This is a genomic window from Paenibacillus sp. FSL R7-0198 (genome assembly GCF_038000415.1).
Lineage (GTDB): Bacteria > Bacillota > Bacilli > Paenibacillales > Paenibacillaceae > Paenibacillus.
On sequence record NZ_JBBOCB010000001.1, the window covers coordinates 2424180 to 2447283 of the forward strand.

Sequence of the window (23104 nt, forward strand, 5' to 3'; positions counted from 1 at the left end):
TGAAGCTAATCCTGAACGTTTAGGCGAATCTTACCACCCAGATAATAAAGAGAACAATCATGACGATTTGCAAAATAATTTTCATCACAGTACTCGTAAATAGCCCCACGACGGAACCAAATCCAACTTTCGACGCTTTGGAAGGTGAAGACCCTCCGATCAGTTCCCCGATAAAAGCACCGATAAATGGTCCCAATACCAGTCCGAATGCCGGAATGACAAATGGTCCAATGATAACACCAATGGTACTCAGCGTTGTTGATAACTTGGAGCCACCGAACTTCTTCACGCCCCATGCACTGACGACATAATCAGCCACAAACAACACAACAACAATCAGAATCTGAATGATCCAGAACCACACACCAAACGGATCAAAGCTGAAGAACCAACCGTAGACCAGAAACGCAAAGAAAATGGCTACAGCACCAGGCAGTATGGGATATACCGTTCCAGCCATCCCCACTGCAAACAGCAGCACAATTAAAATCCAGGCAATGGTTGCGAGCAAAGGTTACTCCCCCTTCAAAATATGTTCACGGATCACTTCGACGATGCCGTCTTCATTGTTACTCGCTACGATCAGATCAGCCGCTTCCTTCACCTGCTCTTGCGCATTACCCATAGCCACACCCAGACCCACGGCCTCAATGACAGCCAGATCATTCAAACTGTCTCCGACAGCAACAACTTCGGACATCTCGATACCCAGTAGTTTGCAAACTTCGGCTACACCACTGGCTTTGGATACGCCAGCAGGGTTGATCTCAATATTAACGGGTGAGGAGTTGGTCATTTGCAGACCGCCCATTTGTTGCAGTTCCATCATGATCTGGTGACGAACTTCATCCACTTCGGTATTGAAGCCGAATTTCAACCATTCCAGACCTTCAATATTGTCCGTCCAGCGGTCCCGATTGAACAGCTCTTCCACGGAGTATGCCCAGTACCAGCTATTATATTTCTCACCAATTTCCTGCATTCTGCGAATCAATGCCGGGTCCATCAGATGACGCATATGCAGATCATGTGGAGCTTTCCAGACCTCACTACCGTTAACGGTAACCATCGGTGTCTCCAGTCCAAGTTGGACCGCATAAGGCATCGCGTGGAATACCGCTCTTCCCGTAGAAAGGCACACATGTACACCCCGACGAATGGCAATCTGTATCCACTTGGCGGTCTCCTGTGTAATTTCATGATTATCGTTAAGCAATGTTCCATCCATATCCAATGCAAGCAATTTGTATTTCAGTTCACTCATACAGTAGTTCCTCCTAGGTTGTCTCTCTCCAAATTGAACTCATGAATATCCATTCAGGCACTACGCGGGCCCTCTACGTTCCACAATGGTTCTCCAGTTCAACTTAAAGGTTCTCTTTATCTATTTTAAACATTCTCTCACAACAAGATCGCCCGGCATCTGTAAAAACGGACGCTCCGGACGTCACAGCTAACGACATTTTACCACAGATCATCTGTATGCAACAAAATAACCCGTAATCGGCAGGATGACGCTACATTATCATTTTATATTGCATATCTTATATCCGGTTGCCCTTGTAAAAGTAATACGACCAGACACGCAAAAAACCGCCTGCGATGCAGACGGCTTCTTGTAATTTTGTTTATTCACCTGTTATCTACTTAAACTTCCATTACCTTGCCGCGAATTTGCGACGAGCGTAACGGAATACGATGCCATGTTTCGGTGACAGCAGCAGTGCGAGAACAAACAAAATCCCAGCAACGGCCACCATACAGCCCGCGATGGAAGCATCCAGGGCGTATGCCATGATGTAACCTCCAACCGAAGATGCTGCCCCGATCAGGACGGCATACAGAATCATTTTGCCCAGACGATCTGTAAGCAGGTAAGCCGTTGCCGCAGGTACAATCAGCATGCCCACCACGAGAATCGAACCAACACTTTCAAATGAAGCTACGGACGTCATGGAGACGAGTCCCATGAGCAGATAGTGGAACAATACCACTGGAATGCCGCAGGCCGCAGCCAGCGCCGGATCAAAGGCACATAGCTTGAACTGTTTGTAGAACAGCCCAATGACGACGAGGATGACCAGCAAAGTGATACCCAGCATCCAGACCGCCCTCGGCCCGACATCCGTACCTCCAAGGGTTAGTGTATCCCACTGTACATAAGCGATCTCACCAAACAAGACACAGTCCAGATCCAGATCAATATGCTGGGCGTTCAGACTAATCAGAATGACCCCTACGGCGAAGAGTGCTGTAAACACAATTCCGATCGAGGCATCCGACGAGAGTCCACCCGCCTGCAAACTCTGTATGAAGAACACCGTCAGTAGTCCAAACACCGTTGCGCCGAGCAGCATCCACAATGAATCTCTGGAACCACTCCACAGGAAAGCAATCGCAATACCGGGGAGAACCGCATGGCTGATCGCATCACCGACCAGAGCCATTCGCCGCAGAATCAGAAAACAACCCAGAATGGCGCAGGCAGAAGAAACCAATACGGCCGTTAAGATAATCCAAAACGTTGCCATTACATCTCCCCCCGTTCCTGCTGATTTCGCTGTGTGGCGAGAGTCTGAAGTGTAGCCCGCTCTTCACGCATATACGCCGATTTTGCCTGAATACTGCGCAACCGTCGAGCTAATAATCCACGACGGGGAGCCAGCAAGGCTGACCCGGCAAACAACACCGTAGCCGCAAGAACGGTTACAGGTCCTGTCGGCAGATTAGGTACAAACGTACTGAAGATGGTCCCTGTTGCACCACTCAATGCACCAAATATGCCTGCCAATACCACCATCAGTGCGAGTGAGTCGGTCCAGCAACGTGCCGCTGCTGCTGGAGTTACCAGCAAGGCTGCAACAAGCACCACACCAACGGCCTGAATTCCGGCAACCACCGCGATCACCGTCAAGAGCAGGATGAGCTGCTCCAACATCGCAACTGGCAGACCCATACCACGTGCAAATCCCGGGTCAAAACTCACCAGTTTGAATTCCTTGAACCAGGCAAGACAGGCAATCAGTAATACGAGACATACACCACCCATGACATACACATCCGTCATGACCATGGATGCCGCCTGCCCAAACAAATATTTATCGAGTCCGCTTTGGCTTCCACTCGCCCCATGCTGGATGCGCGTCAGCATCACTACACCAATCCCGAAAAAGACGGTCAGCACAATTCCCATCGCCGCATCCTGCTTGATCCGGGAGTAGCGCGTAATCCAAGAGATTCCGAAGGTAGCGACAATGCCTGCCACCAGAGCACCGAACAGGAATAATCCGACCGACTTCGTTTCCGTCAACATAAATGCAATACAGATCCCAGGCAGAGCAGCATGAGCAAGGGTGTCCCCCATCAGGCTCTGTTTACGAAGAAAGGTGAAGGAGCCAATAATTCCGCTACTGAATCCTAACAACAGACAGCCAAGCAATATCCAACGTGTATTGGGGTCAGATAAGATGGCGATGATCCAGTTCCACATGCACTACACCTGGCCTTTCTCCGTCCGGCTTCCGATCATCGCAATCCGGCCTCCGTACGTCTCTTGCAGTGTATCCGGTACAAATACTTCACTTGTCGGTCCACCTGCCACCAGTCGTCCATTGAGCAGCAGCACATGGTCGAAGTATTCCTCGACTGTCGCCAGATCATGGTGAACAACCAGTACCGTCTTGCCTTGTTTCTTCAACTGTTCCAAAAGCGAAATGATCGCTTTCTCCGTGGTGGCATCGACACCTGCAAATGGCTCATCCATGAAATACAGATCTGCGTCTTGTACGAGTGCCCGCGCCAGAAAGACACGCTGCTGCTGTCCACCGGACAGCTGACTGATCTGGCGGTACATGTAATCACCCATGCCTACTTGCTCCAGGCAGTGTGCCGCCAAGTCCCGCTCCTTTTTCCCCGGACGACGGAACCAGCCCAGATGACCATACCGTCCCATCATCACCACATCAAGCGCATGCGTAGGGAAATCCCAGTCCACCGATTCCCGTTGGGGCACATAACCGATGCGGCGACGTTGTTCCCTGTACGACTGTCCGAAGATCCGAACCTCTCCATGCATCTTCGGTACCAGTCCCAGAACAGCTTTGATCAGGGTGGATTTCCCTGCACCATTTGGTCCGAGAATTCCGATGAGCTGTCCTTCCGGAATATCGAAGGATACGCTGCTAAGCACCGGCTTTTTGTGATACGCAACAGCCAGATCCCTCACACTAAGAGGAGCCGATGTTGGCTGCGTTCCCTGCAAGTGACTGTTGTTCAGATTTGTAGGAGTTTGTTTCGATAAAATTGTATCTTCCATAATCCTGTAACTCCTCTCTTCATGTGATTCATTATTTTAGGGCTTCTACAATCGTCTCAACATTGTGGCGAATCATACCGATATATGTGCCTTCTTCCGTTCCTTCAGCCCCCATGGCATCCGAGAACAGTTCTCCACCAATGTTAACTGTATGCCCTTTTTGAGCTGCTCCGGCAATAATGGCTTCCATCGCTTTTGCAGGCACACTCGATTCAACAAATACTGCTTTGATATGGTTATCTACGAGGTAATCCCGCAGTTCGCTAACATCTTTTGCACCGTATTCGGCTGCTGTACTGATGCCCTGAAGCCCCATCACTTTCATGCCATAAGCCTGACCAAAATATCCAAATGCATCATGCGCCGTAACCAATACCCTGCTTGCTTCCGGAATCTCCAGAATCTTCTCGCGCACCTCGGCATCCAGTGCTTCGAGCTTCGCCAGATACGCCTCTGCCTGAGCTTTGTATTCTTCCGCATGGTCCGGGTCCGCCTCCACGAGCGTATCGCGTACGGCTTCTGCCGCATGCATCCAGTGGCTGACGTTAAACCAGACGTGTGGATCATATTCGGTGCCACCTGTATCTTTGCCTGAATGTAACTCCTCAACTGGAATAGTCTCTGTAACAGCAGTAACCCGTTTACTTGAGGACATTTTCTCCAAAATATCTGTCATTTTGCCTTCGAGATGCAGTCCATTATAGAAAATGACTTTGGCTTGTTCCAGCTTGCGAATATCACCTTGGGATGCCTTGTACAAGTGGGGATCAACTCCCGGGCCCATTAACCCGGTAACATCAACATATGCCCCGCCTACCTCACGTGCTACGTCAGCGATCATTCCCGTTGTAGCGGTTACTTGAAGCTTGCCAGCACTGCTCGTCTCTGCATCACTGGAACATGCCGTAAGTACAACCATCAGAACCAGAGCCGCTAGCGTAATGAACCCCCTCTGAATACTCCTCATTTTCACCATTAACAAATCAACCGTCCCCTTTCCCTCTCCTAAAATACTTGTCTGCATCTAATTTTGTTGTACAAGGTATTAAGTTTTAATCAAGACTAATAATGTTTCCCTTGTGCAAATTTTATCCGAAGCCAAAAAAAAAGGCAAGGGATTATTTCCCCTGCCTGTCCAAATTCATATGTTGTTCACTTCATTAACCTGTTGGAGGTGATGTAAAAGCGCTACATCTGCGGCATTTCTTTTACATTACTCGTTGTCTTTTCCTTCGTCTTTCTTACCTTTTGGCGTTCCATCGAGACCATACACTTCATCGTATGCATCGAAGATTTTCCGTGCAATCGGCGAGGCACTGACTGACCCGAACCCACCTTCCGGTACAACAACAGCGACAGCAAGCTTCGGATTATCTCGAGGTGCAAAGGCAATAAATACACCATTCTCTTTTTTGTTCGGTCCGGTCCCCTGCTCTGATGTTCCTGTTTTCCGAGCATAATCGTAAGGGAAACCGTCAAATGAGCTTACTTTGGTAACCATACCTTTATGAACTTCATTCCAGTGCGCATCGGCAAAATCAACTTCATTAAGCACCTTAGGTTTGATCTCTTTCACCACATTGCCGTCCGCGTCACGGATTTCCTTCACCAGATGTGGTTCCATCCGTTTGCCTTTATTGGCAAGCATGGTGGTATATTGTGCGAGTTGCATCGTGGTGTACTTGGCTTGCTGCCCAAACGAGGCAAATGCCAAACGTGTTAGAGCTGATTCATATTCATCATTATTATATTCCAAAGTACCTAGGTATTCATTGGGTAAATCGATACCCGTAGACACACCCAATCCGAATTCTTTCATGTGTTCGTCCCACACTTTAACACCCTCAATCGAGCCATATTTACTCAGCAAACGTTTACCCACCATATCGATCATAAACGCATTGGACGATTTCTCGATCGCTTTTCTGGCGGTAATGGAACCATTATACGCAGAATGCGAGTTCCTCACTTGTCGTCCGTCTTTCCCCAGAATGGCATATCCCGGATCATGATAGGTCTGTCCTGCTGTAAATAATCCCTCTTTCAATCCAATAAGCACACTTAGCGGTTTGATGACCGATCCAAGAAGAACAACGGATTCCGCCCGTCTAGGCTTGGCATCATTCGGCGGGAACGACTCGGTGGTTCCATTCCGGAACACAAATTTGATTTTGTCATAATCCCAATCGTTCGGATCATAATCCGGCATACTTGCCATAGCGACAACATTTCCCGTATCCACTTCCATGGCTACTGCGTATCCGGTAATTGCCTTGGGAAGTCTGCGCAATTCGTCTGTTATCGCCTCTTGTGCGGCCAACTGAATTTCCTTGTTAATGGTGGAGACCAGACTGTAGCCTTTTTCCGGTGGAGTTTGTTTCATCGTCCCCTCTGGCAAATTACGTGAATTAATATCTATGGATTGGTAACCGCTACGTCCACGGAGCTCTTCCTGATATTGAAATTCCAGACCATCAACTCCAACCTTTTCTTGTTGGGTATAGCGCAGTCCAGGATCACGTTCTGTTGCCTCCGCCTTGCTTATTTCTATATATTTTTTCAAGTTTTCCTGTTGACCTTTGAACTCTCTTGTATATCCAATCACCTGGACGGCAACTCTATCCGAATCATATTTTCGAATGTTTTCTTCCAGTACCATGGCACCTGGATACTCCGCCTTCTTCTCCATAAAATAAGCAATTTCTTTCGTGTTTAGATCCGACTTCACTAGGCGAGGGGTATACCCATGTGCCTTCTGAGATTTGAGATCCAATCGTTTGATGATCTCTTCCGCGTCCGGCTGCTCTTTGTCTCCTGGATTAAACTGCTTAAACACAGCCGCCAGATCATGAGCCAGTTCCTCTGCTTCCTGCCTGCGTTCATCATTCCGATAATCCTCATACAACAACACATAGAGGGACTGCACAGGTTCGGAATAAGCGAGCGCTACTTCCCCTGTCGCATCATAGATGGGACCACGAACAGGTGCGAGTGGAATATCCTTGGTATTGCGACTCGTTTCCATATACGTCAGCTCAGGACCCTCCACAAACTGCACAAAGGCTAATCTGAAAATAAGGATACTGAATATGACAAATGCCGCGAAAAAAAACAGATTCAGCCTTGCGGTGGAAGGCTTGTTGACGGCTGTATCTTCCTCAGTCATGGGTTTCTTCCTCAATCGGTTAAACATGTTTTAAGCCTCTCCCGTTCCTATATAAAAATAAAATATTTAATCCGTCTTGTGAACGCGTTCAATCCAAAATTTAATCCTTTCTCAACCAAGTCTACCAAAGGTTAGCTGTCAAGTCTTTCAATATTTGGTTACATTTTCGTAAACAAAACCTTTACACTACCCAATCTACCGATTCCAATGTAAACACTGACATATCAACGTTATCCCGTTTTTCGGATCGCGTTTCCCCTTCCCTTATATAAACGTGGTACAGCTTATATGGTTACATATTAATGCAACTAATTAGTTCACTCTTATGATCCATTCTCCATGTAAAACAAAAAAGAGGACCCACGAAGGGTCCCCTCTGTAACCAATGCCTCACATCACTGTGTGCCTGATTCCGAATCTGAATCTTTATTTTTGTCCTTTTTCGGTACACCGTCGAGACCGAATTCCTCGTCATAGGCATCGAAGATCGCACGTGCAACCGGAGCCGCACTGCTCGATCCAAAGCCCCCTTCGGGGATAACCACAGCGACAGCAAGCTTTGGATTATTACGTGGTGCATAGGCGATAAATACACCGTTATCCACCAGTTTACCGCCTACTACCTGTGTCGATGTTCCTGTTTTTCTAGCAAAGTCATAAGGGAATCCGCTAAATGCAGATACCTCGGTTGCCATGCCTCGTTGTACTTCATTCCAGTAGGCATCGTTAAACTCCACCGTGCTGAGTACCTTCGGTTTTACTTTCTCGACCACGTTGCCTTCCGAATCCCGGAATTCTCTAACCAATTGTGGCTCCATCCGCTTTCCTTTGTTCGCCAGCATTGTCGTGTACTGTGCTAACTGCATGGTTGTGTATTTTCCCTGCTGTCCAAAGGAACCATACACGAGACGAGTCAGCGAGCTTTCCGTGTCGTTCATGTAATCCCGTATGCCCAGGAATTCATTCGGCAGATCAACCCCTGTAGATACCCCAAGGCCGAACTGCTTCATGTATTCATCCCATTTGTCAATTCCGGTCGCACCATATTTTGAGTACATCTTCTTCCCAATCTCATCAATCATGAATACGTTCGAGGAATGACGAATCGCATCACGAGGATACATTGCACCATACACATGCCCTGATGAGTTCTGCACTCTGCGATTGTCCCCACCAAAGGTCGTTGAACCTCTATCCGAATAAACCGTATTGGTAGTGAAGAAACCTTCTTTCAAACCGATCAAGACACTAAGCGGTTTGATGGTGGAACCGAGTAGCACGATCGATTCAGCTCGCTTCTTAGAGTCATCCGGAGGGAATGAACGAATCGTACCATTTTGATACACATATTTGATATCATCATACTGATCATTGGTGATACTGCCTGTTCTCCAGATGTTGGTATCATAATCTGGCATACTGGCAGCAGATACGATTTTCCCGGTATCCACTTCCATCGCAACTGCAAATCCGGTCTTGGCATTGGGATGCAATCGACCGGAAACCTGATTCCGATGAAGCCAACTCAACTGATCCAGAATGGCCTGTTCTGTTTTCACCTGGACGTTCTTGTTAATGCTGGAAATCAGGTCGTAACCTTTCTGCGGCGGGGTAGAACCTGCTACACCTTCAGGCAAATTACGCAAATCAACATCAACGGATGTATATCCGCTTTTGCCGCGGAGAGCATCCTGATATTGCAGTTCCAGTCCATCAAAGCCTACAAATTCATTTTCCGTATACACCAGACCCGGGTCCGTTTGCGTTTTATTGGCCTCGTCCACCTCTTTGTATTTGTCCAAGGACTTCGAACTTCTAAACTTCTTCAGATAACCGATTGTCTGAACCGCTACCGTATCCGGATCGTAGAAACGTACACTCTCTTCGACGATCTGAATACCTTTGAACTCGTCCTTATGTTGCAGGAAATAAGCGACTTCTTCCTCGGACAGATCACTCTTGATCAGACGCGGCATAAAACCGTTCGCTTTGCGGGAGTTCAAGTCCATCTCTTCAATAATTTTCTCCACTGTAAGTGACTCTGAATCCTTCAGCTTGTACTGTTCAAATACATCATGCAACCGGGTTGCAATATCCTGTACTTCCCCTATGTTAGGACTCGGTTTCCCATCAACATCCCCATAGTTTTTATACAGCGTCAGGTAGAGAGACTGAATGGGCTTGGAATAAGCCAGCTTCACTTCACCTGTGGAATCATAGATCGTGCCTCGCACAGGAGGAAGTGGTACATCCTTGGTAATGTTACTTGCTTCTTCCTGACTGAGTTCAGGCCCTTCCACAAATTGCAAAAAGGCCAAGCGTACAATAATAACGCTAAAAATAACAAAGGAAGCGAAGAAAAATACGTTCATTCGGTAACTGAAGCGCCGTTTGTCTGTAAGTTCATCCTTCTCATTGGAATGCTTTTTCATCCATCCTACCTCTTTCATGACTTGATGCATACCACTCAAACAGATTCTTCGCGGCATGATAACTTGGCAACGTCGTCATATTCCGGACCCATGTCCGTTGTAATGTTAAGCTGACTGATCCTTTAGATGGGTGTCGGCAAAATTCGGAGGATTAAACCAGTCTCCACTGATCGCCCATGTCGGGTCAAGCGGAACCCAGCTCTCGGAATCACTCAAATACACCTCATTCCACGCATGCGGACCGTACCCTCCCTGGCCGTTATAACCCAGTCCCGTAACAACTTTGACTTCAAGTCCTTGTGAACGGGCCATCACAGCGTAGAGACGGGCATAATCAATACATACGCCTTTGCGTGTATCAAATGTATTCTGTGGATTCTGTTCATGCCATATGCCCTTTTGCTCATAGTCATCCACTTTACCATAGTCATACTGAATACGTGAACCTACCCAGTCGTATAGCGCTCTTGCTTTGGCTTCATCTGTCGATTGGCCTTTGACAATCTCACTCGCTGCAGATTCAATGTCCGTCGGAATATTGTGGTCGATAACTTCATATTTGCGTTGCAGGATGCCGCCCAGTTCCTTCTGCACAGCCTGCGTAAATACGGGAAGCTTGTCTTTGATAAACGTTCCAGACAACGGTTCGATAACCGATTTGGCCCCTTGCATATAGATCGGAGATGCTTCCACATATCGGCTGAACATACTCCCGGGATAAAGACTGACAATCATGAACAAGACTGCAATAACAATCATTCCGCGGACGGAGCCTATGATCGTGCCAATTAATGCACCCGTCAACCGACTAAACATACCTTTAGGCGCACTTTCCTCGGCTGACCCCTGCCTGCTGCTAAAAATAAATGAAGAGAGAAACCCGAGAATCAGTCGGATGAGTCCATAGCTTAATACAAATAATACAGCGAACCGCATTAGTGGAAAATCTGCAATCGCCGTAACCAACGTATAATACATCTGTTCCCACCGGTTCAACTCACGATTAGGCATGGCAGAAGCATACTCAGACAGCCACTGCTGTACATATGGTGCAAGCCACAATGTTAAACCGATCGACAACAGAATACCAATGACCGCCATAATGCCATCCATCAGAAACCCAAAGAGTCTGCCTGCTGAACGCGAAGCCCCTCTGGACCAACCCTGCAATAATGAAGCAGCCACAATCAGCAGCAGCATAATCGTGATGCCATTCAATTCCTTCAGGCTGTCCAGCCAATTCTGCAGCACGTACCGATTCCCCCTTTACTACGATGCTGGTGCTGTTTTGTTCTCCTGTGCCTGTTCGACAAACGTACGTATAGTTTCATTGTCGAGTTTCCATTCGCCAAGTGAAATTCCGCGGAAGGTCACATCAACTTTATCCGATTGAGTTCTGCCCTTAATCTCCACATTGGGACTTGTGATGGTGAACGCTCCATCCTGTCCTTTGACGTATTTCGCTTTGGAAGCCTCCTTAAGCATCATGCTGGTTGCTTCCTTCTTCAATGTGTCCATCGTGCTGGATTGTACGTCTGTCACTGTCTGTTTGATCTGATCAATGGAGATGCCGCTGTATATCAGTAGAGCCGCAATAATGATGATGGCAATCGCCCATTTCAATACGGTTTTGACCACATTCAGAACAAAGAACAATATGATCAATGCAACCACGATCACCAGCCAGTTCTGCATCACAAACTCTTTGATTACTTCTATGTTCATGACTACACCTTCCGTATTAGAATTCATTCGTAACACTCCCGAATATTATACATGATTTCCGAAGCTGCTGTCAGCTAAGCCCTCTCCCTTAAAAATAAACGGTCTAAGTTCGTCCCGCCGGGCGTACAAGTAGTACCATGAGGTTCTGCTGGCGAACGGGAACACGTTCAAGACCCGTAGTTTGAACATGCATCGCTTAACAAGGAGGGGCTTATGTGAAAACGGCCATCTGGTTATACCTGTTTTTGTTCCTTGCTGTATTTGATCTGCACGCCCAGTATCCCATTCTGACCCCTTTTGCCATCTCGCTGGGAGCCGCCCCTACTTTCATTGGCTGGATGATGGGCATCTATTCCTTAACGCATCTTCCTGGTAATCTGATTGCCGGAACCCAAATTGATAAACATGGCAGTCGCCGCTACATTGTATTCAGTCTGCTCGGGGCAGGATTTATCCTGCTCCTGCAAGCCTATGTCCAGACACCATGGCAACTGCTGGCGCTGCGTTCCATCAGCGGTTTTGTGCTGGCCTTCCTGTCTCCCGCATGTCTCGCCCTGCTTGCACAGTTATCCAGCGATCCGGTGAAACAGGGGAAGTATATGTCGGGTCATGGGGTAGTACATACCCTCGCGTCTGTGGTATCGCCAGCGGCCGGTGCGATCATTGTAGGTTCCATGGGATTCTCTGCTACATTCTCAGGCTTGGGATACTTGCTTATTCTCACAGGTGTCATTGCTTTCATGACGATGCCCCGTGGCATCATCAAGCAGCATGAGAGAGTAACTGAACCTGCCAAACCTAACGTTTCACCAGCAGATGCCACAAGTGCATTCCTGCCGGTGTCCTGGCGATACTTTGCCTTGCCTCTGGTTATTGCCTGTGCTCAAGGGATTCTCTTCTTCGAGTTGCCCCTTCGAGGAGGAGGGCATTCGTCCATCATGTCTACCGGCCTGTTATTTTCCGTAATCAGTATCGGAGCTCTCTTCACACTAAGTATGTTATTTCTCAACCGGTATTCCCCCAAACTGCGTCTGGTTGCGGGTGTGCTGTTGATGTCCTTGTGTTTTTTTGTAATGGCCGCCATTCCGCAAGTTCCGTTGTCCACCGTGTTATTTGTACTTGGGATGTCAAAAGGCATCATCTTTCCAGCTATGGCTACCCTATTTATCCGTCTGAGCGGAGGAAGCAAGTTGGGCCGCATTTTCTCGCTGCAATCCATTGCCACCTCCATAGGCTCTTTCATCGGCCCCATCACAGCCGGACAACTTCGTGTCGGGTTATCACCCTATTTCATCGCCTTTGTTTTATTAATGATTGGTATGCTGCTGCTTCCATACTATACATCCAGACGCGAAGCTACCCTCACCGATCCCAAAAGTATATTGAATTAAATTCCGATCAGACTCTGTCTTCTTACCGTTATGGCATCAATTAGGCCAGTATTTTCATTAGCTTTGCATCATTCCCCCATTTACAGCTAAACTATATAAAATGGACTAACGTTTTACACGTTGATAAAAGCTAACTGGGAAATCTATCTTTTACAATCACCGAAGGTTTTATCTTATTGAAGATCATTAAGGTTGAACAATTAGCCAAAAGTAGTGGAGGGGACGGAATCGATTTTGAAGAAGCGGTAGCGTTCGCCTTTGTCTCCATATTTCAACCTATAAAAAATAAAATCAATCAGAAATTTGGAGACAACAGCGATCGAAGGAACGATCCGTAACCGGAACGGCCACTGCCAGCTATTACTGACCTAATGATGCACATGAGATAAGATTTCAGAGAATTGTCTTGATGGGTTGTTCTCTCCAGTTAGCAAACGTGTAAAGAAAGGAGTCCATTTTATATAATCAGTCGATTTTCGCTGCAACATTTCCCGGGGAATGTCGACATAAGCTCTCGAACAAGAGGTGAATATCATGCCTATTCATGTCATTGTGGAAGGTAAGAATGACCGAAGCAAACTGAAACGTTTGGTTGGACCCGAAATCAACATTCTGTGTACGTTTGGAACACTTAATTCCCTCAAGTTGGAGACCCTGCGCAAGCAAGTCGGTTATGATGAAGTCTTTTTATTTATGGATAATGACAGTTCTGGCAAGAAAATTAGAGGTGTACTTCGGGATGCTTTCCCGGATGCAGTACAGATGTATACACGACGAGGATATGCGGGGGTGGAAGGAACACCTGATGAGTATATCATTGCCCAGCTGGAGAAGGCCGGGCTAGAGACATACATCCAATACCCTGAACATCCTTCCTTTTAAAAGAAAAATGCCAAAAGGCTGCCTTTCGGTTGATATCCAACCTGGGGCAGCCTTTACATTATGAGCATCAGATGATTATTCCTTGATCAGATTCCGAATATCCTCGGCAATCACAGCAGGCACAACGGCCTCTGTATTAAATGCGTTATATACCTTGCGCAGCTGGTTATTCTCATCCACCAGCCCGATCATGTTCATATGGGCAAAATCGTCCTTATTTTCCCCTTCAATCAGGATCTGGAATGAATCCTTGGCAAACTGTTTGGTTTTGTCCATATCCCCTCGCAAGAAGTACCATCCGGAATAATCCGCGTGGAAACGGTCCGCAAACGTCTTAATCTTCTCTCTTGTATCGACTTTCGGGTCGAATGAAATGGATACAAATGAGACATCTTTACCAAAGGTGTCGTCCTCTTTCAACAGATCCTGCACCTGGGATAACGTAAACGTCGTAATCGGGCAGACATCCGGACAACTGGTGAAATAAAAGTAGAACAAACGGACTTTCCCTTGCGTATCCTCCAGTGATACAGTACTGCCATCTACATTTTCCATGGAAAAGGATTGGATCTCACGAATCTCGGGTAATTTTTCCTTACTGGCAAATACGGTGCCCCACATCAGATACATAGCCATAATGAGTGCGAGCCCAAGCAGTATCCATGTCCATTTGTACTTTTTCAGCATCTTCCTCGTCCCTTCTGTAACTTCTCTTATGAATACGCATACATATGTGAACCCAAATCACGTTTGTTTCGCTTCATCCATCTACTGTGACATATGTATTCAAAGAAACCTACTTTTTATGAGATTCTATATTATTGTAACGGTTAAAAGAAACAATGCCCATAAATATTTATGTAACATAACCGACTGCGTATTCTCTGACGCAATTTCTCTCAGTATCCGATATAAAGTTTATCATAGCAACTGCCAAAATAGTTTGACAAACTGCGTACATTTATTGGGTATATCACAGGAAATTGTCATAACTTTGAAATTAGGGATGTTTTGCATCCTGACAGAAGGATATTATACACTATATATGGGTATCACCTAGATAGAGAAGTAATATGCCTTAGAACGATACACCACACAAAGGAGACGTTTATGGATACCTCTACACATTTTGTCATGGGGATTGGTCTAGCCGGTCTGGCTTATGTCGATCCTGTCGTTGCAGCGAGTCCCATGCTTGCAGCTGCGGTAATGGTTGGCACGATCGCCGGTTCCCAGGCCCCTGACATTGATACTGCGTTACGTCTCAAAAGCAATTCGCTTTACATTCGTAATCATCGGGGCTTGTCACACTCTCTGCCATTTCTCCTGTTATGGGTTTTGCTCATCACCGGCGTCATTGCACTGATATTCCCTGGTGTCCCTATTGGACACGTTGCCACGTGGACCGCTGTGGCCGTAGGCTTTCACGTATTCACCGATCTGTTCAACACCTATGGAACCCAAGCCGCCCGGCCTTTTACGGAACGCTGGATCGCCTGGAACATCATTCATATTTTTGATCCGTTTCTATTCACTACACATGTCATAGCTATCCTGTTATGGGCCTTTGATCTGATCGCCCCTGCACCACTCTTCGTTACGTTGTATAGTTTGACCGGTTTATATTATATATGGCGAACGATTGCTCGTGCACAAGCGGTCAGAAAAGTTAGACGTCTCGATAACAGCCCAGAGCAGGCAAAATACATCGTCATTCCAACGATATCCTGGAACCGCTGGCATGTGGTTAAACGAGTTGAGGACGGCAGTTATGTGATCGGTAAAATGGATGGTTCTAATCTGGTATGGAGTCTGCACGCCTCGTCTTCTACTCATGCGGCCGTTGCTGCTTCACGCAAATCGCCGGAAGTCAGCGCCTTCCTCTATTTCACCTCCTATGCGGTGGCAGAGGTTGAAGAACTGCCTGCCGGTTACAAGGTCCGCTGGGCAGATGTACGTTATCGACACCGGAAACAATATCCATTTGTCGCTGTGATTGTGATGGATCGGAATTTTGAAACGATTGATACGTATGTAGGCTGGTTAAGCGATGAGAAAATGGATAAAAAACTTTTATCTGCACGCCCTTGACGAAGTGAGCATGGCAAGGCACAATCAGACATAGGAACTGATACGCGAGAAAGCCCGGAGCGTTTCCGCTCCGGGCTTTCTGTTTATCCTGTTTTGTTGCTGTTGGTTAAAATAAATTATTTGCCAGACCCAGCCAGAGACTGCTCAGCGATTTGTACCAGACGTTTGGTGATATATCCACCCAAAGATCCTGTTTCACGGGAAGTGTAGTTACCATAGTAACCGTCTTGTGGGATAGTTACACCCAGTTCCTGTGCAGCCTCGATTTTCAATTGTTGCAGTGCTGAATTTGCCTGAGGTACCACCAAGTTGTTAGAACGAGATCCTTGAGCCATATTTATAATCTCCCTTCAATCTGTGTCTGTAATGTAATTGCAAGCTTGCAAGATTATTATGGCTCGTAGGCTACAGGTTATACGGAGTTTTACTAAATTTGTAGATGGAGGTTTTTCCCAATGAGTAAAGGCTTATCCTTATGGTTCGCATTCTCTTCGATTATCTTGTTAACGGTTTCAGCAATTATGATCTCCTACTCCGGTTGGTTTGCTGCACTACTGTTTGTCCTGTCCATTGCCAACATTGGCTGGGGATTTGTGATTCGCGCCAAAAAAGAACGTCAGGAAGTTCGCTCGGCTGCTTCAGAGCCCACTTCTTGAGCAGGTCATTTGACAGTTCAATAATGAACGCATAAATAAAGAGGAGTCCTTCAATAGGACTCCTCTTTATTTATGTTAACTATTCATTGCATGAAATGAAGATCTTTGTTCAGGACTACTGTTTACGTCTCGGAACAAATCCCATGCGTTCTTTCACTGCATCCAACGTTTGAGCAGCAACTTCTTCTGCACGACGGGCTGACGTATCCAGAATATCCGCCAATTCGCCAGATTCACGAATCTCATTATATCGTTGTTGTAGCGGTTCAATCACAGATACAACCACTTCAGCCAGTTCCTTTTTGAATGGACCGTACATCTTGCCTTCATAACGCTCAGCTACTTCCTTAAGCGTCATACCTGCACATTCAGCATAGATACTCATCAGATTGCTGACTTCCGGTTTGTTTGCCGGATCATATACGACTTCACGTCCCGAATCTGTAGTGGCACGGCTGATTTTTTTGCGAATCACATCCGGTGGATCCAGCAGGGCAATATAGCTGCCAGCATTAGGGTTACTTTTGCTCATCTTCGAAGAGGCATCGTCAAGTGACATTACCCGTGCACCTACCTGTGGGATATACGGATCTGGAATGGTGAAGTACTCCCCATAACGGTGGTTAAAACGTCCTGCCAGATCACGTGTCAGTTCCAGATGCTGCTTCTGATCCTCACCTACTGGCACAAGGTCAGCATTGTACAACAAAATATCCGCCGCCATTAATGATGGATACACGAACAGTCCGGCACCAACGGAATCTTTACCGGATGATTTATCCTTAAACTGAGTCATGCGTTCAAGCTCACCCATGGAGGTCAGCGTTGTCATCAACCAGCCCAATTCCGCGTGCTGCGGTACATGGGATTGCAAAAATACGTTAGATTTCGAAGGATCAATACCTGCTGCAATAAACAGTGCAGCTACCGCTTCCGACTGTTCACGCAATGCTGCTGGCTCCTGAGCCACAGTGATGGCATGAAGATCAACCACCATGAAATGACATTGATAGTCATGCTGGAGTTTTACAAAATTTTTGATAGCACCAATATAGTTGCCCAATGTGAGCTTACCGCTTGGCTGAATACCTGAAAGTACTGTTTTCATTGCACATAACGCCTCCCTGATTGTATATAAAAAAAACTCCTGCCATTCTCTGCGAACGCAAAAAGGCCCCACATCCGCAAGGGACGTGAGACCGTGGTGCCACCCTTATTCGCTTTTCTTCGACTGCTCTGACCCTGAATCAAGTCAAGCCGAAGAAATGCCTTCATTGTTCCGTAACGTGGATTATACGGCAGACTCTAGTGGGGCAAGCCCATTTCTGGCTTAACCTGTTCAAACCTACACTCAAGGGTCCATTCGATAAAGAGCTCACACCGGTTCACATCAACCACCGGCTTTCTGAAGAGGATTCTCTTGGCCTACTTATCCCTGTCATCGATTTCATGTCATTCAATTCTAATAAATGCTTTCAGAGTTCCATCTTAATGCGCACAGGCGCGAATGTCAAAATGAGTTGAACTTTTTTACCCGAGACACTGAAATCTGTTATGATGGAATTGCTTATCCTGATGACTGGTTCACACGAAGCAGCGCAGGAAATAGCTGGCATGTACACAATGACACGCCTGCAGCAGTACAGTCATCACAACTGCTTGCAGACAGATTTCAAGTGGGAAAAGGAGCATCGATATGAAACAAGTGACCAAAGGCCAATGGAATGGTTACGACACGTATATCCTACATAGCCGTGAATTGGAAATCACCCTGCTGCCGCGTCTTGGGAATAATATTATTTCTATTCGCGATTTAGTGCAGGACAGAGATGTCGTCCGCCGTCCGGATGAAGACGATCTTGCCTTTTATCTGCAGAAGCCGTACCATTTTGGCGTTCCTCTCCTGATTCCACCAGGGCGCATTCATCGGGGACAATTCGAATATGAAGGTGTCGGTTACCAGTTCGATCAGAACACGGCGAATGACAACCATATTCACGGCCTCCATCGTACCCAATCCTGGTGTGTCAGTGACATTGAGGAAGATGAAGACGGTTGTGCAATAACGACCGAATTACTAACCGAAAATGAAGAGCATTGGATGGCTCAATTCCCGATTCCCCTGAAACTTGAGATGACGTTCAGTCTGCAAAACGCTGTATTTAGCCAGCGTCTGCGAGTCACCAATCTGAGCTCAACGCCTGCTCCTTTTGGGATGGGATATCATACATGGTTTTTGTTAGACGGCAAACCTGCCGACTGGACACTGCAATTGCCTGTTTCCGGAATATACGGACAGAATGAAGAACAACTACCGACAGGTGAACTGGAGTCCCTGGGTGAATGGTCTGCTCTGAACGAAGGCATCAATTTGCAGGGACGTAACTGGGATACCCTATTAAAAGCTACCGAAGGTGAACCGGCTACGGCTTACTTACGCAGGCAAGATGGATATACATTGAAATATTCAGCAGATGAAGCATTTTTCAAACATTGGGTTCTCTTTACCAAAGGTGAATCCGATCAGTTTTTGTGCATTGAACCGTACACTTGGCTCCCGGATGCACCTAATTTGGCTTTATCGGATGAACAAACCGGGTTGATTCGCTTGGAACCGGAACAGCCTGTTGAGTTATTCACACGTATTGAGGTTATACCTCCTACAGATTAAGCGAGCTGATCATGCTCTATTTTGCTTTTACGCATATCAACCTTTATTTTGATATCCAAATACAACTTGCCGACCCGCATTGGGTCGGCTTTTTTATGTGTCCTGTGCACTGATAGTTATCCATATTTTCCCTTACGCCATATCATGTATATTTCCGTATTCTCTAACCATACTAACATCACCAACCCATAAGGAGGTGACACATATGTACGGAAGTCAAAACCAAGGTAGCGGTAGCCGCTCCAACAACCTGGTCGTTCCCCAAGCAACAGCAGCATTGCAACAATTGAAAATTGAAGCTGCTCAAGAGCTGGGTGTAACTATTCCACAAGATGGTTACTACGGTAACTATACTTCCCGTGAGACAGGTTCTCTGGGTGGATACATCACTAAACGTCTGGTACAAATCGCTGAGCAGCAATTATCGGGTCGTTCGTAAGCTCGTAATTATTGCTTGAGCCTAAGCAGAATCCAAAAGCAAAAGCGGCCTTCTTCGGAAGTGCCGCTTTCTCTTGTTTAACTAATTATGAGGTCGACTCCATATCTGAATCCTTGTATGTATTGGTTCTAGGGTAACGAATCATCAAGCTTGCCATATTGTAATTAGACTCCATCGTTGCATCTACCAAAATCATACCTTGTCTTACTGTGAAGTCGTACGATATTTCGCCATGTGTCCAATTGCGTTTAAATTTCAACGTCTCCAGTGCCATCGCACGGAAAGAAGTTCTCTGGGTTTCGTTTAGCCCCCCTTCCTCCACATCCATCTGCCCATCTCGTCCAGCTATCGGATTATGTCGAATACCGAATTTCCCAATTACGTTGTTTCGTATTTGCACAAAAACCACCCCTGAATCTAACCCTGATAACTCATTATCAAGTTCTTTGAATACCAGATCCAACTGTCTCGCTAATGAAAGCTCATCAATTTTCATATTAACACTCTCCTTATATGCTTATAGTCCTATACATTAAGGACTTACGACTCATTATATGACATCATATGTGCTCATTCAACAAACAACGGCAAAGTTGGGTATTTCTAACTATTATTTGCACAATTAATTGCCATTCCACTCCCTTAAACTGAGCTTTTTCACTTAATTACGACAAAATCTTCGAGAATCAAAAATGAGGATTCTGTACAAAAAGAGGCTGCAATCCCGTGTCTGTTAACAGGGGATTGCAGCCTCTTTCATATTATCAACCTATTATATTCAACCTTTTTTTTCGGTTGCTGTCATCTGCAGAAACTGCTCAATATCGGCAATAACCAAGTCTGCAGCATTTTGCCAGAATTCCGGTTGTGTCAGGTCCGTACCCAGATGTTTCTGAGCAAGTTCTTCGACTGTCATACGCCCTGTATCCCGCAACAAATCATCGTATTTATCTGCAAATGCTGTTCCTTCTTGCTGTGCTCTCGCATAGATTCCCGCACTGAACATGTACCCAAACGTGTACGGGAAGTTATAGAATGGCACACCTGTCAGATAGAAATGCAGTTTGGATGCCCAGAAATGAGGATGATCTGATGCAAGTACACCACAGAACGCTTCCTGCTGTGCTTCCACCATTAATTTGGATAGCTCATCCGCGTTAACCAGGCCTTTTTTGCGTTGTTCATAGAAACGATTCTCAAACAGGAACCGGGCATGGATATTCATAAAGAAAGCTACACTTCGCTGTATCTTGTCTTCCAGCAAAGCCAGCTTCTCTTGCTCATCTGTTGCCGCCTGAACCAGGGCATCTGCTACAATCAATTCAGCAAACGTGGACGCTGTCTCAGCCACATTCATCGCATAACGTTGATTCAATGCAGGCAGCTCTTCCATAATGTGTTGATGATATCCATGACCAAGTTCATGCGCAAGAGTCGACACATTAGATGGTGTCCCGGAGAAGGTCATAAAAATTCGGGTTGCTTTGCTAAGTGGCAAAGACGTACAGAATCCGCCTGGACGCTTGCCTGGACGGTCTTCAGCTTCAATCCAGCGTTTCTCAAACGCCATCTCTGCAAACGAGGAAAGTTTAGGGCTGAACTTGGCAAACTGTTCAACAATATTGATGGCTGCCTCATCGTAAGTGATTTTGCCACTCGATTTACCTACAGGTGCATCTACGTCGCTCCAGCTGAGCTTGTCTACCCCCAGCAGTTCTGCCTTGCGCTCCAGATATTGAACAAGCGCAGGTTTGGCACCATTAATTACATCCCACATCGTATCCAGTGTCTGACGTGACATCCGGTTGATGGCTAGAGGTTCTTTGAGGATATCATCCCAGCCACGTTTCTCATATAACTTCAGACGGAATCCCGCGAGGTGGTTCAGCGTGTCTGCACAGAAATCTTCGACATCAGTCCAAGCCTGTTCCCAGTTTGCAAATACCGTCTCGCGTACACTCCGATCACTATCGCTCAGCTTGTTGGCAGCCTGTCCTGCCGACAGCATCACTGTTTCCCCATTTTGTTCAAATGGAATGTTCACCTTGCTGACAATCGTGTTATAGAATTTGCCCCAACCATGATAACCATCCACACCCAGATCCAGTGCAAGGCCTTCAAGTTCCGGCGACAGCTTCTCACGTGCCAGCGTGCGACTCTCGTTCAGTACAAATGCCAGCGGCTGAATATCTTCCCGAGCAATCCACGCGTCCCACACCGAATCCGATGTCTGACTGAGTGTATTATCGAACTTTGACTTGCTACCGTTCAGCATCGCTGCAATAGAACTGATGGCGCCCTGAAGCTGCGTTGCCTTTTTGTCCTTCTGGTTTTGTGATGATAGGCAGGATACAAACGCAGAGCCTTCCGATATGCGGATATAACAGCTTTGCAGCAGTTCCAAAATGGGATCAAATGCTGCCGTCTCTTCCAATGAAGTCGGTGCAAGTGTTTCGTTTAGAAGAAGTTGCAGTTTACGTACATCCTCTTCCAGTTCAATCAGATACGCAGCGAATGTCTCGGAGGAAGAACCTCCACTAAAAATGGACTCCAGATCCCATACGGGGTGTAATGGCGTTTTCATTTAATAAGGCACCTCTCTCTATAAATTGGATGGTTAGGATTGAATTAAAAACTGGTTTTATGCGTGCCATATCTCTATACTAGAGAAATAGCTACAGAGGTTGTTCAAAAAGTCCACTTTTGATTACGAATCATGCCTAACGGCATCATCAGCATCGAATATGAAATTCAGCCGAAATAAGCGGATGCTTACGAAGGTTGTTTCCTTTGGAAACAATGTAGTTGCTCACGTAGTTTGCCTACGCTCCGCTACTCCATTTCTAGCTTCATTCCATCTTCTCTGTACTGAAAACCAGACTTTTTGAACATGTATTCATAGTAACTTTCAGGAGGTAAACGTATGAAACCTTTACAAGTATCGGCTGATACAGCCGTCAAATTAGCAGAATCCCTGGGCGTACCTTTGGAGCACCTGATGCACATGCCCCAACATATCCTGATGCAGAAGATTGCGGAACTCGCCAAACAAGAAGCCTCCAAACCTTCCGCATCAGAAGGCGAACAAGAATGATTCCGTTTGAGAACAGCTGGCCTTACGATATTGTGATGGGAGACATCTATGTACAGCAATGTCCCTACTGTCATGCAAGCAACGTGCTGCTCCCCCTCAAACCCAAAGAGCTTGTGCTCATTCGCGAAGGCAAAAAGAAATTACTGGTCTTTCCCTGCTGTAATACAAGCATGACCGTGATCGACAACGACAGTGACTATTTGTTATCCAGCCGTCCTGTCCGTAACTAATGTAAGATCAAC

General features: G+C 46.4%; 23 protein-coding genes and 1 other annotated feature. Of the genes, 8 read left to right on the top strand and 15 right to left on the bottom strand.

Annotation, left to right across the window (positions count from 1 at the left end):
• Nucleotides 1-19: 19 nt before the first annotated feature.
• The 10 genes from MKY87_RS10395 to MKY87_RS10440 all read right to left on the bottom strand — a co-directional run bounded on the left by MKY87_RS10395 (nt 20) and on the right by MKY87_RS10440 (nt 11665).
• A complete protein-coding gene (locus MKY87_RS10395) occupies nt 20-460 on the bottom strand; it encodes a DUF456 domain-containing protein (RefSeq protein ID WP_047841365.1) in 441 nt (146 codons plus the stop codon).
• A gap of 54 nt (nt 461-514) precedes the next feature.
• Nucleotides 515-1264, bottom strand: coding sequence for a Cof-type HAD-IIB family hydrolase (locus MKY87_RS10400; protein ID WP_036605740.1), 750 nt, complete (start codon nt 1262-1264; stop codon nt 515-517).
• 394 nt (nt 1265-1658) lie between these two features.
• A complete protein-coding gene (locus tag MKY87_RS10405; RefSeq protein ID WP_047841304.1) occupies nt 1659-2531 on the bottom strand; it encodes a metal ABC transporter permease in 873 nt (290 codons plus the stop codon).
• On the bottom strand, nt 2531-3490 hold the full coding sequence (locus MKY87_RS10410; RefSeq protein ID WP_338588492.1) for a metal ABC transporter permease: 960 nt from the start codon (nt 3488-3490) through the stop codon (nt 2531-2533). The genes MKY87_RS10405 and MKY87_RS10410 overlap by 1 nt, the downstream gene beginning before the upstream one ends.
• A gap of 3 nt (nt 3491-3493) precedes the next feature.
• Complete coding sequence (locus MKY87_RS10415) at nt 3494-4315, bottom strand: metal ABC transporter ATP-binding protein (protein ID WP_338588493.1); 822 nt, start codon at nt 4313-4315, stop codon at nt 3494-3496.
• A 31-nt stretch (nt 4316-4346) separates the two neighbouring features.
• Nucleotides 4347-5291 carry a metal ABC transporter solute-binding protein, Zn/Mn family gene (locus MKY87_RS10420; protein ID WP_338595045.1) on the bottom strand — a complete coding sequence of 315 codons (945 nt, stop codon included), beginning with the start codon at nt 5289-5291 and terminating at the stop codon, nt 4347-4349.
• 237 nt (nt 5292-5528) lie between these two features.
• Entirely contained in the window at nt 5529-7481 is a 1953-nt protein-coding gene (locus tag MKY87_RS10425) for a peptidoglycan D,D-transpeptidase FtsI family protein (protein WP_339789034.1), read from the bottom strand.
• Between the two features lie 395 nt (nt 7482-7876).
• The gene (locus MKY87_RS10430; RefSeq protein ID WP_338588495.1) at nt 7877-9913 is read right to left on the bottom strand and encodes a peptidoglycan D,D-transpeptidase FtsI family protein; all 2037 of its coding nucleotides are present in this window, start codon (nt 9911-9913) and stop codon (nt 7877-7879) included.
• A 105-nt stretch (nt 9914-10018) separates the two neighbouring features.
• Nucleotides 10019-11164: a transglutaminase domain-containing protein gene (locus tag MKY87_RS10435; protein WP_249912814.1), complete on the bottom strand. Its 1146-nt coding sequence runs from the start codon at nt 11162-11164 to the stop codon at nt 10019-10021.
• Nucleotides 11165-11182: 18 nt separating this feature from the next.
• On the bottom strand, nt 11183-11665 hold the full coding sequence (locus tag MKY87_RS10440) for an ATPase (protein ID WP_174806458.1): 483 nt from the start codon (nt 11663-11665) through the stop codon (nt 11183-11185).
• A 188-nt stretch (nt 11666-11853) separates the two neighbouring features.
• On the opposite strand from MKY87_RS10440, the gene MKY87_RS10445 reads away from it, so the two are divergent.
• Both MKY87_RS10445 and MKY87_RS10450 read left to right on the top strand, forming a co-directional pair.
• Nucleotides 11854-13029: an MFS transporter gene (locus tag MKY87_RS10445; RefSeq protein WP_340964335.1), complete on the top strand. Its 1176-nt coding sequence runs from the start codon at nt 11854-11856 to the stop codon at nt 13027-13029.
• Between the two features lie 534 nt (nt 13030-13563).
• Nucleotides 13564-13911, top strand: a complete 348-nt coding sequence (locus tag MKY87_RS10450; protein ID WP_062837991.1) for a toprim domain-containing protein — start codon at nt 13564-13566, stop codon at nt 13909-13911.
• A gap of 75 nt (nt 13912-13986) precedes the next feature.
• On the opposite strand, the gene MKY87_RS10455 is transcribed toward MKY87_RS10450, so the two are convergent.
• Nucleotides 13987-14598, bottom strand: a complete 612-nt coding sequence (locus MKY87_RS10455) for an SCO family protein (RefSeq protein WP_340964337.1) — start codon at nt 14596-14598, stop codon at nt 13987-13989.
• Nucleotides 14599-15021: 423 nt separating this feature from the next.
• Here MKY87_RS10455 and MKY87_RS10460 point away from each other — a divergent pair, with 423 nt between their 5' ends.
• Nucleotides 15022-16002: a metal-dependent hydrolase gene (locus MKY87_RS10460; RefSeq protein WP_076328972.1), complete on the top strand. Its 981-nt coding sequence runs from the start codon at nt 15022-15024 to the stop codon at nt 16000-16002.
• 116 nt (nt 16003-16118) lie between these two features.
• Here MKY87_RS10460 and MKY87_RS10465 read toward each other — a convergent pair whose 3' ends face one another.
• On the bottom strand, nt 16119-16337 hold the full coding sequence (locus MKY87_RS10465) for an alpha/beta-type small acid-soluble spore protein (RefSeq protein WP_017692386.1): 219 nt from the start codon (nt 16335-16337) through the stop codon (nt 16119-16121).
• 120 nt (nt 16338-16457) lie between these two features.
• Between MKY87_RS10465 and MKY87_RS10470 the strand changes: the two genes are divergently transcribed.
• Complete coding sequence (locus MKY87_RS10470; RefSeq protein WP_017692385.1) at nt 16458-16658, top strand: hypothetical protein; 201 nt, start codon at nt 16458-16460, stop codon at nt 16656-16658.
• A gap of 115 nt (nt 16659-16773) precedes the next feature.
• Here MKY87_RS10470 and trpS read toward each other — a convergent pair whose 3' ends face one another.
• Nucleotides 16774-17766, bottom strand: a complete 993-nt coding sequence (trpS, locus tag MKY87_RS10475) for a tryptophan--tRNA ligase (RefSeq protein ID WP_133387433.1) — start codon at nt 17764-17766, stop codon at nt 16774-16776.
• A 76-nt stretch (nt 17767-17842) separates the two neighbouring features.
• Nucleotides 17843-18109 (bottom strand) — a binding site (T-box leader).
• A gap of 245 nt (nt 18110-18354) precedes the next feature.
• Between trpS and MKY87_RS10480 the strand changes: the two genes are divergently transcribed.
• Together MKY87_RS10480 and MKY87_RS10485 are read left to right on the top strand one after the other, a co-directional pair.
• Nucleotides 18355-19329, top strand: a complete 975-nt coding sequence (locus MKY87_RS10480) for an aldose 1-epimerase (RefSeq protein WP_133387432.1) — start codon at nt 18355-18357, stop codon at nt 19327-19329.
• A gap of 205 nt (nt 19330-19534) precedes the next feature.
• Entirely contained in the window at nt 19535-19768 is a 234-nt protein-coding gene (locus tag MKY87_RS10485; protein ID WP_047841310.1) for an alpha/beta-type small acid-soluble spore protein, read from the top strand.
• 85 nt (nt 19769-19853) lie between these two features.
• Here the strand turns inward: MKY87_RS10485 and MKY87_RS10490 are convergent, their stop codons facing one another.
• Together MKY87_RS10490 and MKY87_RS10495 are read right to left on the bottom strand one after the other, a co-directional pair.
• Entirely contained in the window at nt 19854-20264 is a 411-nt protein-coding gene (locus MKY87_RS10490; protein WP_017692381.1) for a hypothetical protein, read from the bottom strand.
• A gap of 282 nt (nt 20265-20546) precedes the next feature.
• Entirely contained in the window at nt 20547-22352 is a 1806-nt protein-coding gene (locus tag MKY87_RS10495) for a M3 family oligoendopeptidase (protein WP_340964342.1), read from the bottom strand.
• 339 nt (nt 22353-22691) lie between these two features.
• Between MKY87_RS10495 and MKY87_RS10500 the strand changes: the two genes are divergently transcribed.
• Nucleotides 22692-22862: a YycC family protein gene (locus MKY87_RS10500; RefSeq protein WP_338588501.1), complete on the top strand. Its 171-nt coding sequence runs from the start codon at nt 22692-22694 to the stop codon at nt 22860-22862.
• Entirely contained in the window at nt 22859-23092 is a 234-nt protein-coding gene (locus MKY87_RS10505; protein ID WP_017692378.1) for a hypothetical protein, read from the top strand. The genes MKY87_RS10500 and MKY87_RS10505 overlap by 4 nt, the downstream gene beginning before the upstream one ends.
• Nucleotides 23093-23104: the final 12 nt, after the last annotated feature.

Bases quoted from the DNA above. Each gene is read 5' to 3' on its own strand.
- MKY87_RS10480 (WP_133387432.1), top strand. From the start codon at position 18,355: ATGAAACAAGTGACCAAAGGCCAATGGAATGGTTACGACACGTATATC.
- MKY87_RS10450 (WP_062837991.1), top strand. From the start codon at position 13,564: ATGCCTATTCATGTCATTGTGGAAGGTAAGAATGACCGAAGCAAACTG.
- MKY87_RS10405 (WP_047841304.1), bottom strand. From the start codon at position 2,531: ATGGCAACGTTTTGGATTATCTTAACGGCCGTATTGGTTTCTTCTGCC.
- MKY87_RS10495 (WP_340964342.1), bottom strand. From the start codon at position 22,352: ATGAAAACGCCATTACACCCCGTATGGGATCTGGAGTCCATTTTTAGT.
- MKY87_RS10420 (WP_338595045.1), bottom strand. From the start codon at position 5,291: ATGGTGAAAATGAGGAGTATTCAGAGGGGGTTCATTACGCTAGCGGCT.
- MKY87_RS10465 (WP_017692386.1), bottom strand. From the start codon at position 16,337: ATGGCTCAAGGATCTCGTTCTAACAACTTGGTGGTACCTCAGGCAAAT.
- MKY87_RS10440 (WP_174806458.1), bottom strand. From the start codon at position 11,665: ATGAATTCTAATACGGAAGGTGTAGTCATGAACATAGAAGTAATCAAA.
- MKY87_RS10460 (WP_076328972.1), top strand. From the start codon at position 15,022: ATGGATACCTCTACACATTTTGTCATGGGGATTGGTCTAGCCGGTCTG.
- MKY87_RS10400 (WP_036605740.1), bottom strand. From the start codon at position 1,264: ATGAGTGAACTGAAATACAAATTGCTTGCATTGGATATGGATGGAACA.
- MKY87_RS10505 (WP_017692378.1), top strand. From the start codon at position 22,859: ATGATTCCGTTTGAGAACAGCTGGCCTTACGATATTGTGATGGGAGAC.
- MKY87_RS10410 (WP_338588492.1), bottom strand. From the start codon at position 3,490: ATGTGGAACTGGATCATCGCCATCTTATCTGACCCCAATACACGTTGG.
- MKY87_RS10490 (WP_017692381.1), bottom strand. From the start codon at position 20,264: ATGAAAATTGATGAGCTTTCATTAGCGAGACAGTTGGATCTGGTATTC.
- trpS (WP_133387433.1), bottom strand. From the start codon at position 17,766: ATGAAAACAGTACTTTCAGGTATTCAGCCAAGCGGTAAGCTCACATTG.
- MKY87_RS10455 (WP_340964337.1), bottom strand. From the start codon at position 14,598: ATGCTGAAAAAGTACAAATGGACATGGATACTGCTTGGGCTCGCACTC.
- MKY87_RS10395 (WP_047841365.1), bottom strand. From the start codon at position 460: ATGGCTGGAACGGTATATCCCATACTGCCTGGTGCTGTAGCCATTTTC.
- MKY87_RS10425 (WP_339789034.1), bottom strand. From the start codon at position 7,481: ATGACTGAGGAAGATACAGCCGTCAACAAGCCTTCCACCGCAAGGCTG.
- MKY87_RS10415 (WP_338588493.1), bottom strand. From the start codon at position 4,315: ATGGAAGATACAATTTTATCGAAACAAACTCCTACAAATCTGAACAAC.
- MKY87_RS10470 (WP_017692385.1), top strand. From the start codon at position 16,458: ATGAGTAAAGGCTTATCCTTATGGTTCGCATTCTCTTCGATTATCTTG.
- MKY87_RS10430 (WP_338588495.1), bottom strand. From the start codon at position 9,913: ATGAAAAAGCATTCCAATGAGAAGGATGAACTTACAGACAAACGGCGC.
- MKY87_RS10485 (WP_047841310.1), top strand. From the start codon at position 19,535: ATGTACGGAAGTCAAAACCAAGGTAGCGGTAGCCGCTCCAACAACCTG.
- MKY87_RS10500 (WP_338588501.1), top strand. From the start codon at position 22,692: ATGAAACCTTTACAAGTATCGGCTGATACAGCCGTCAAATTAGCAGAA.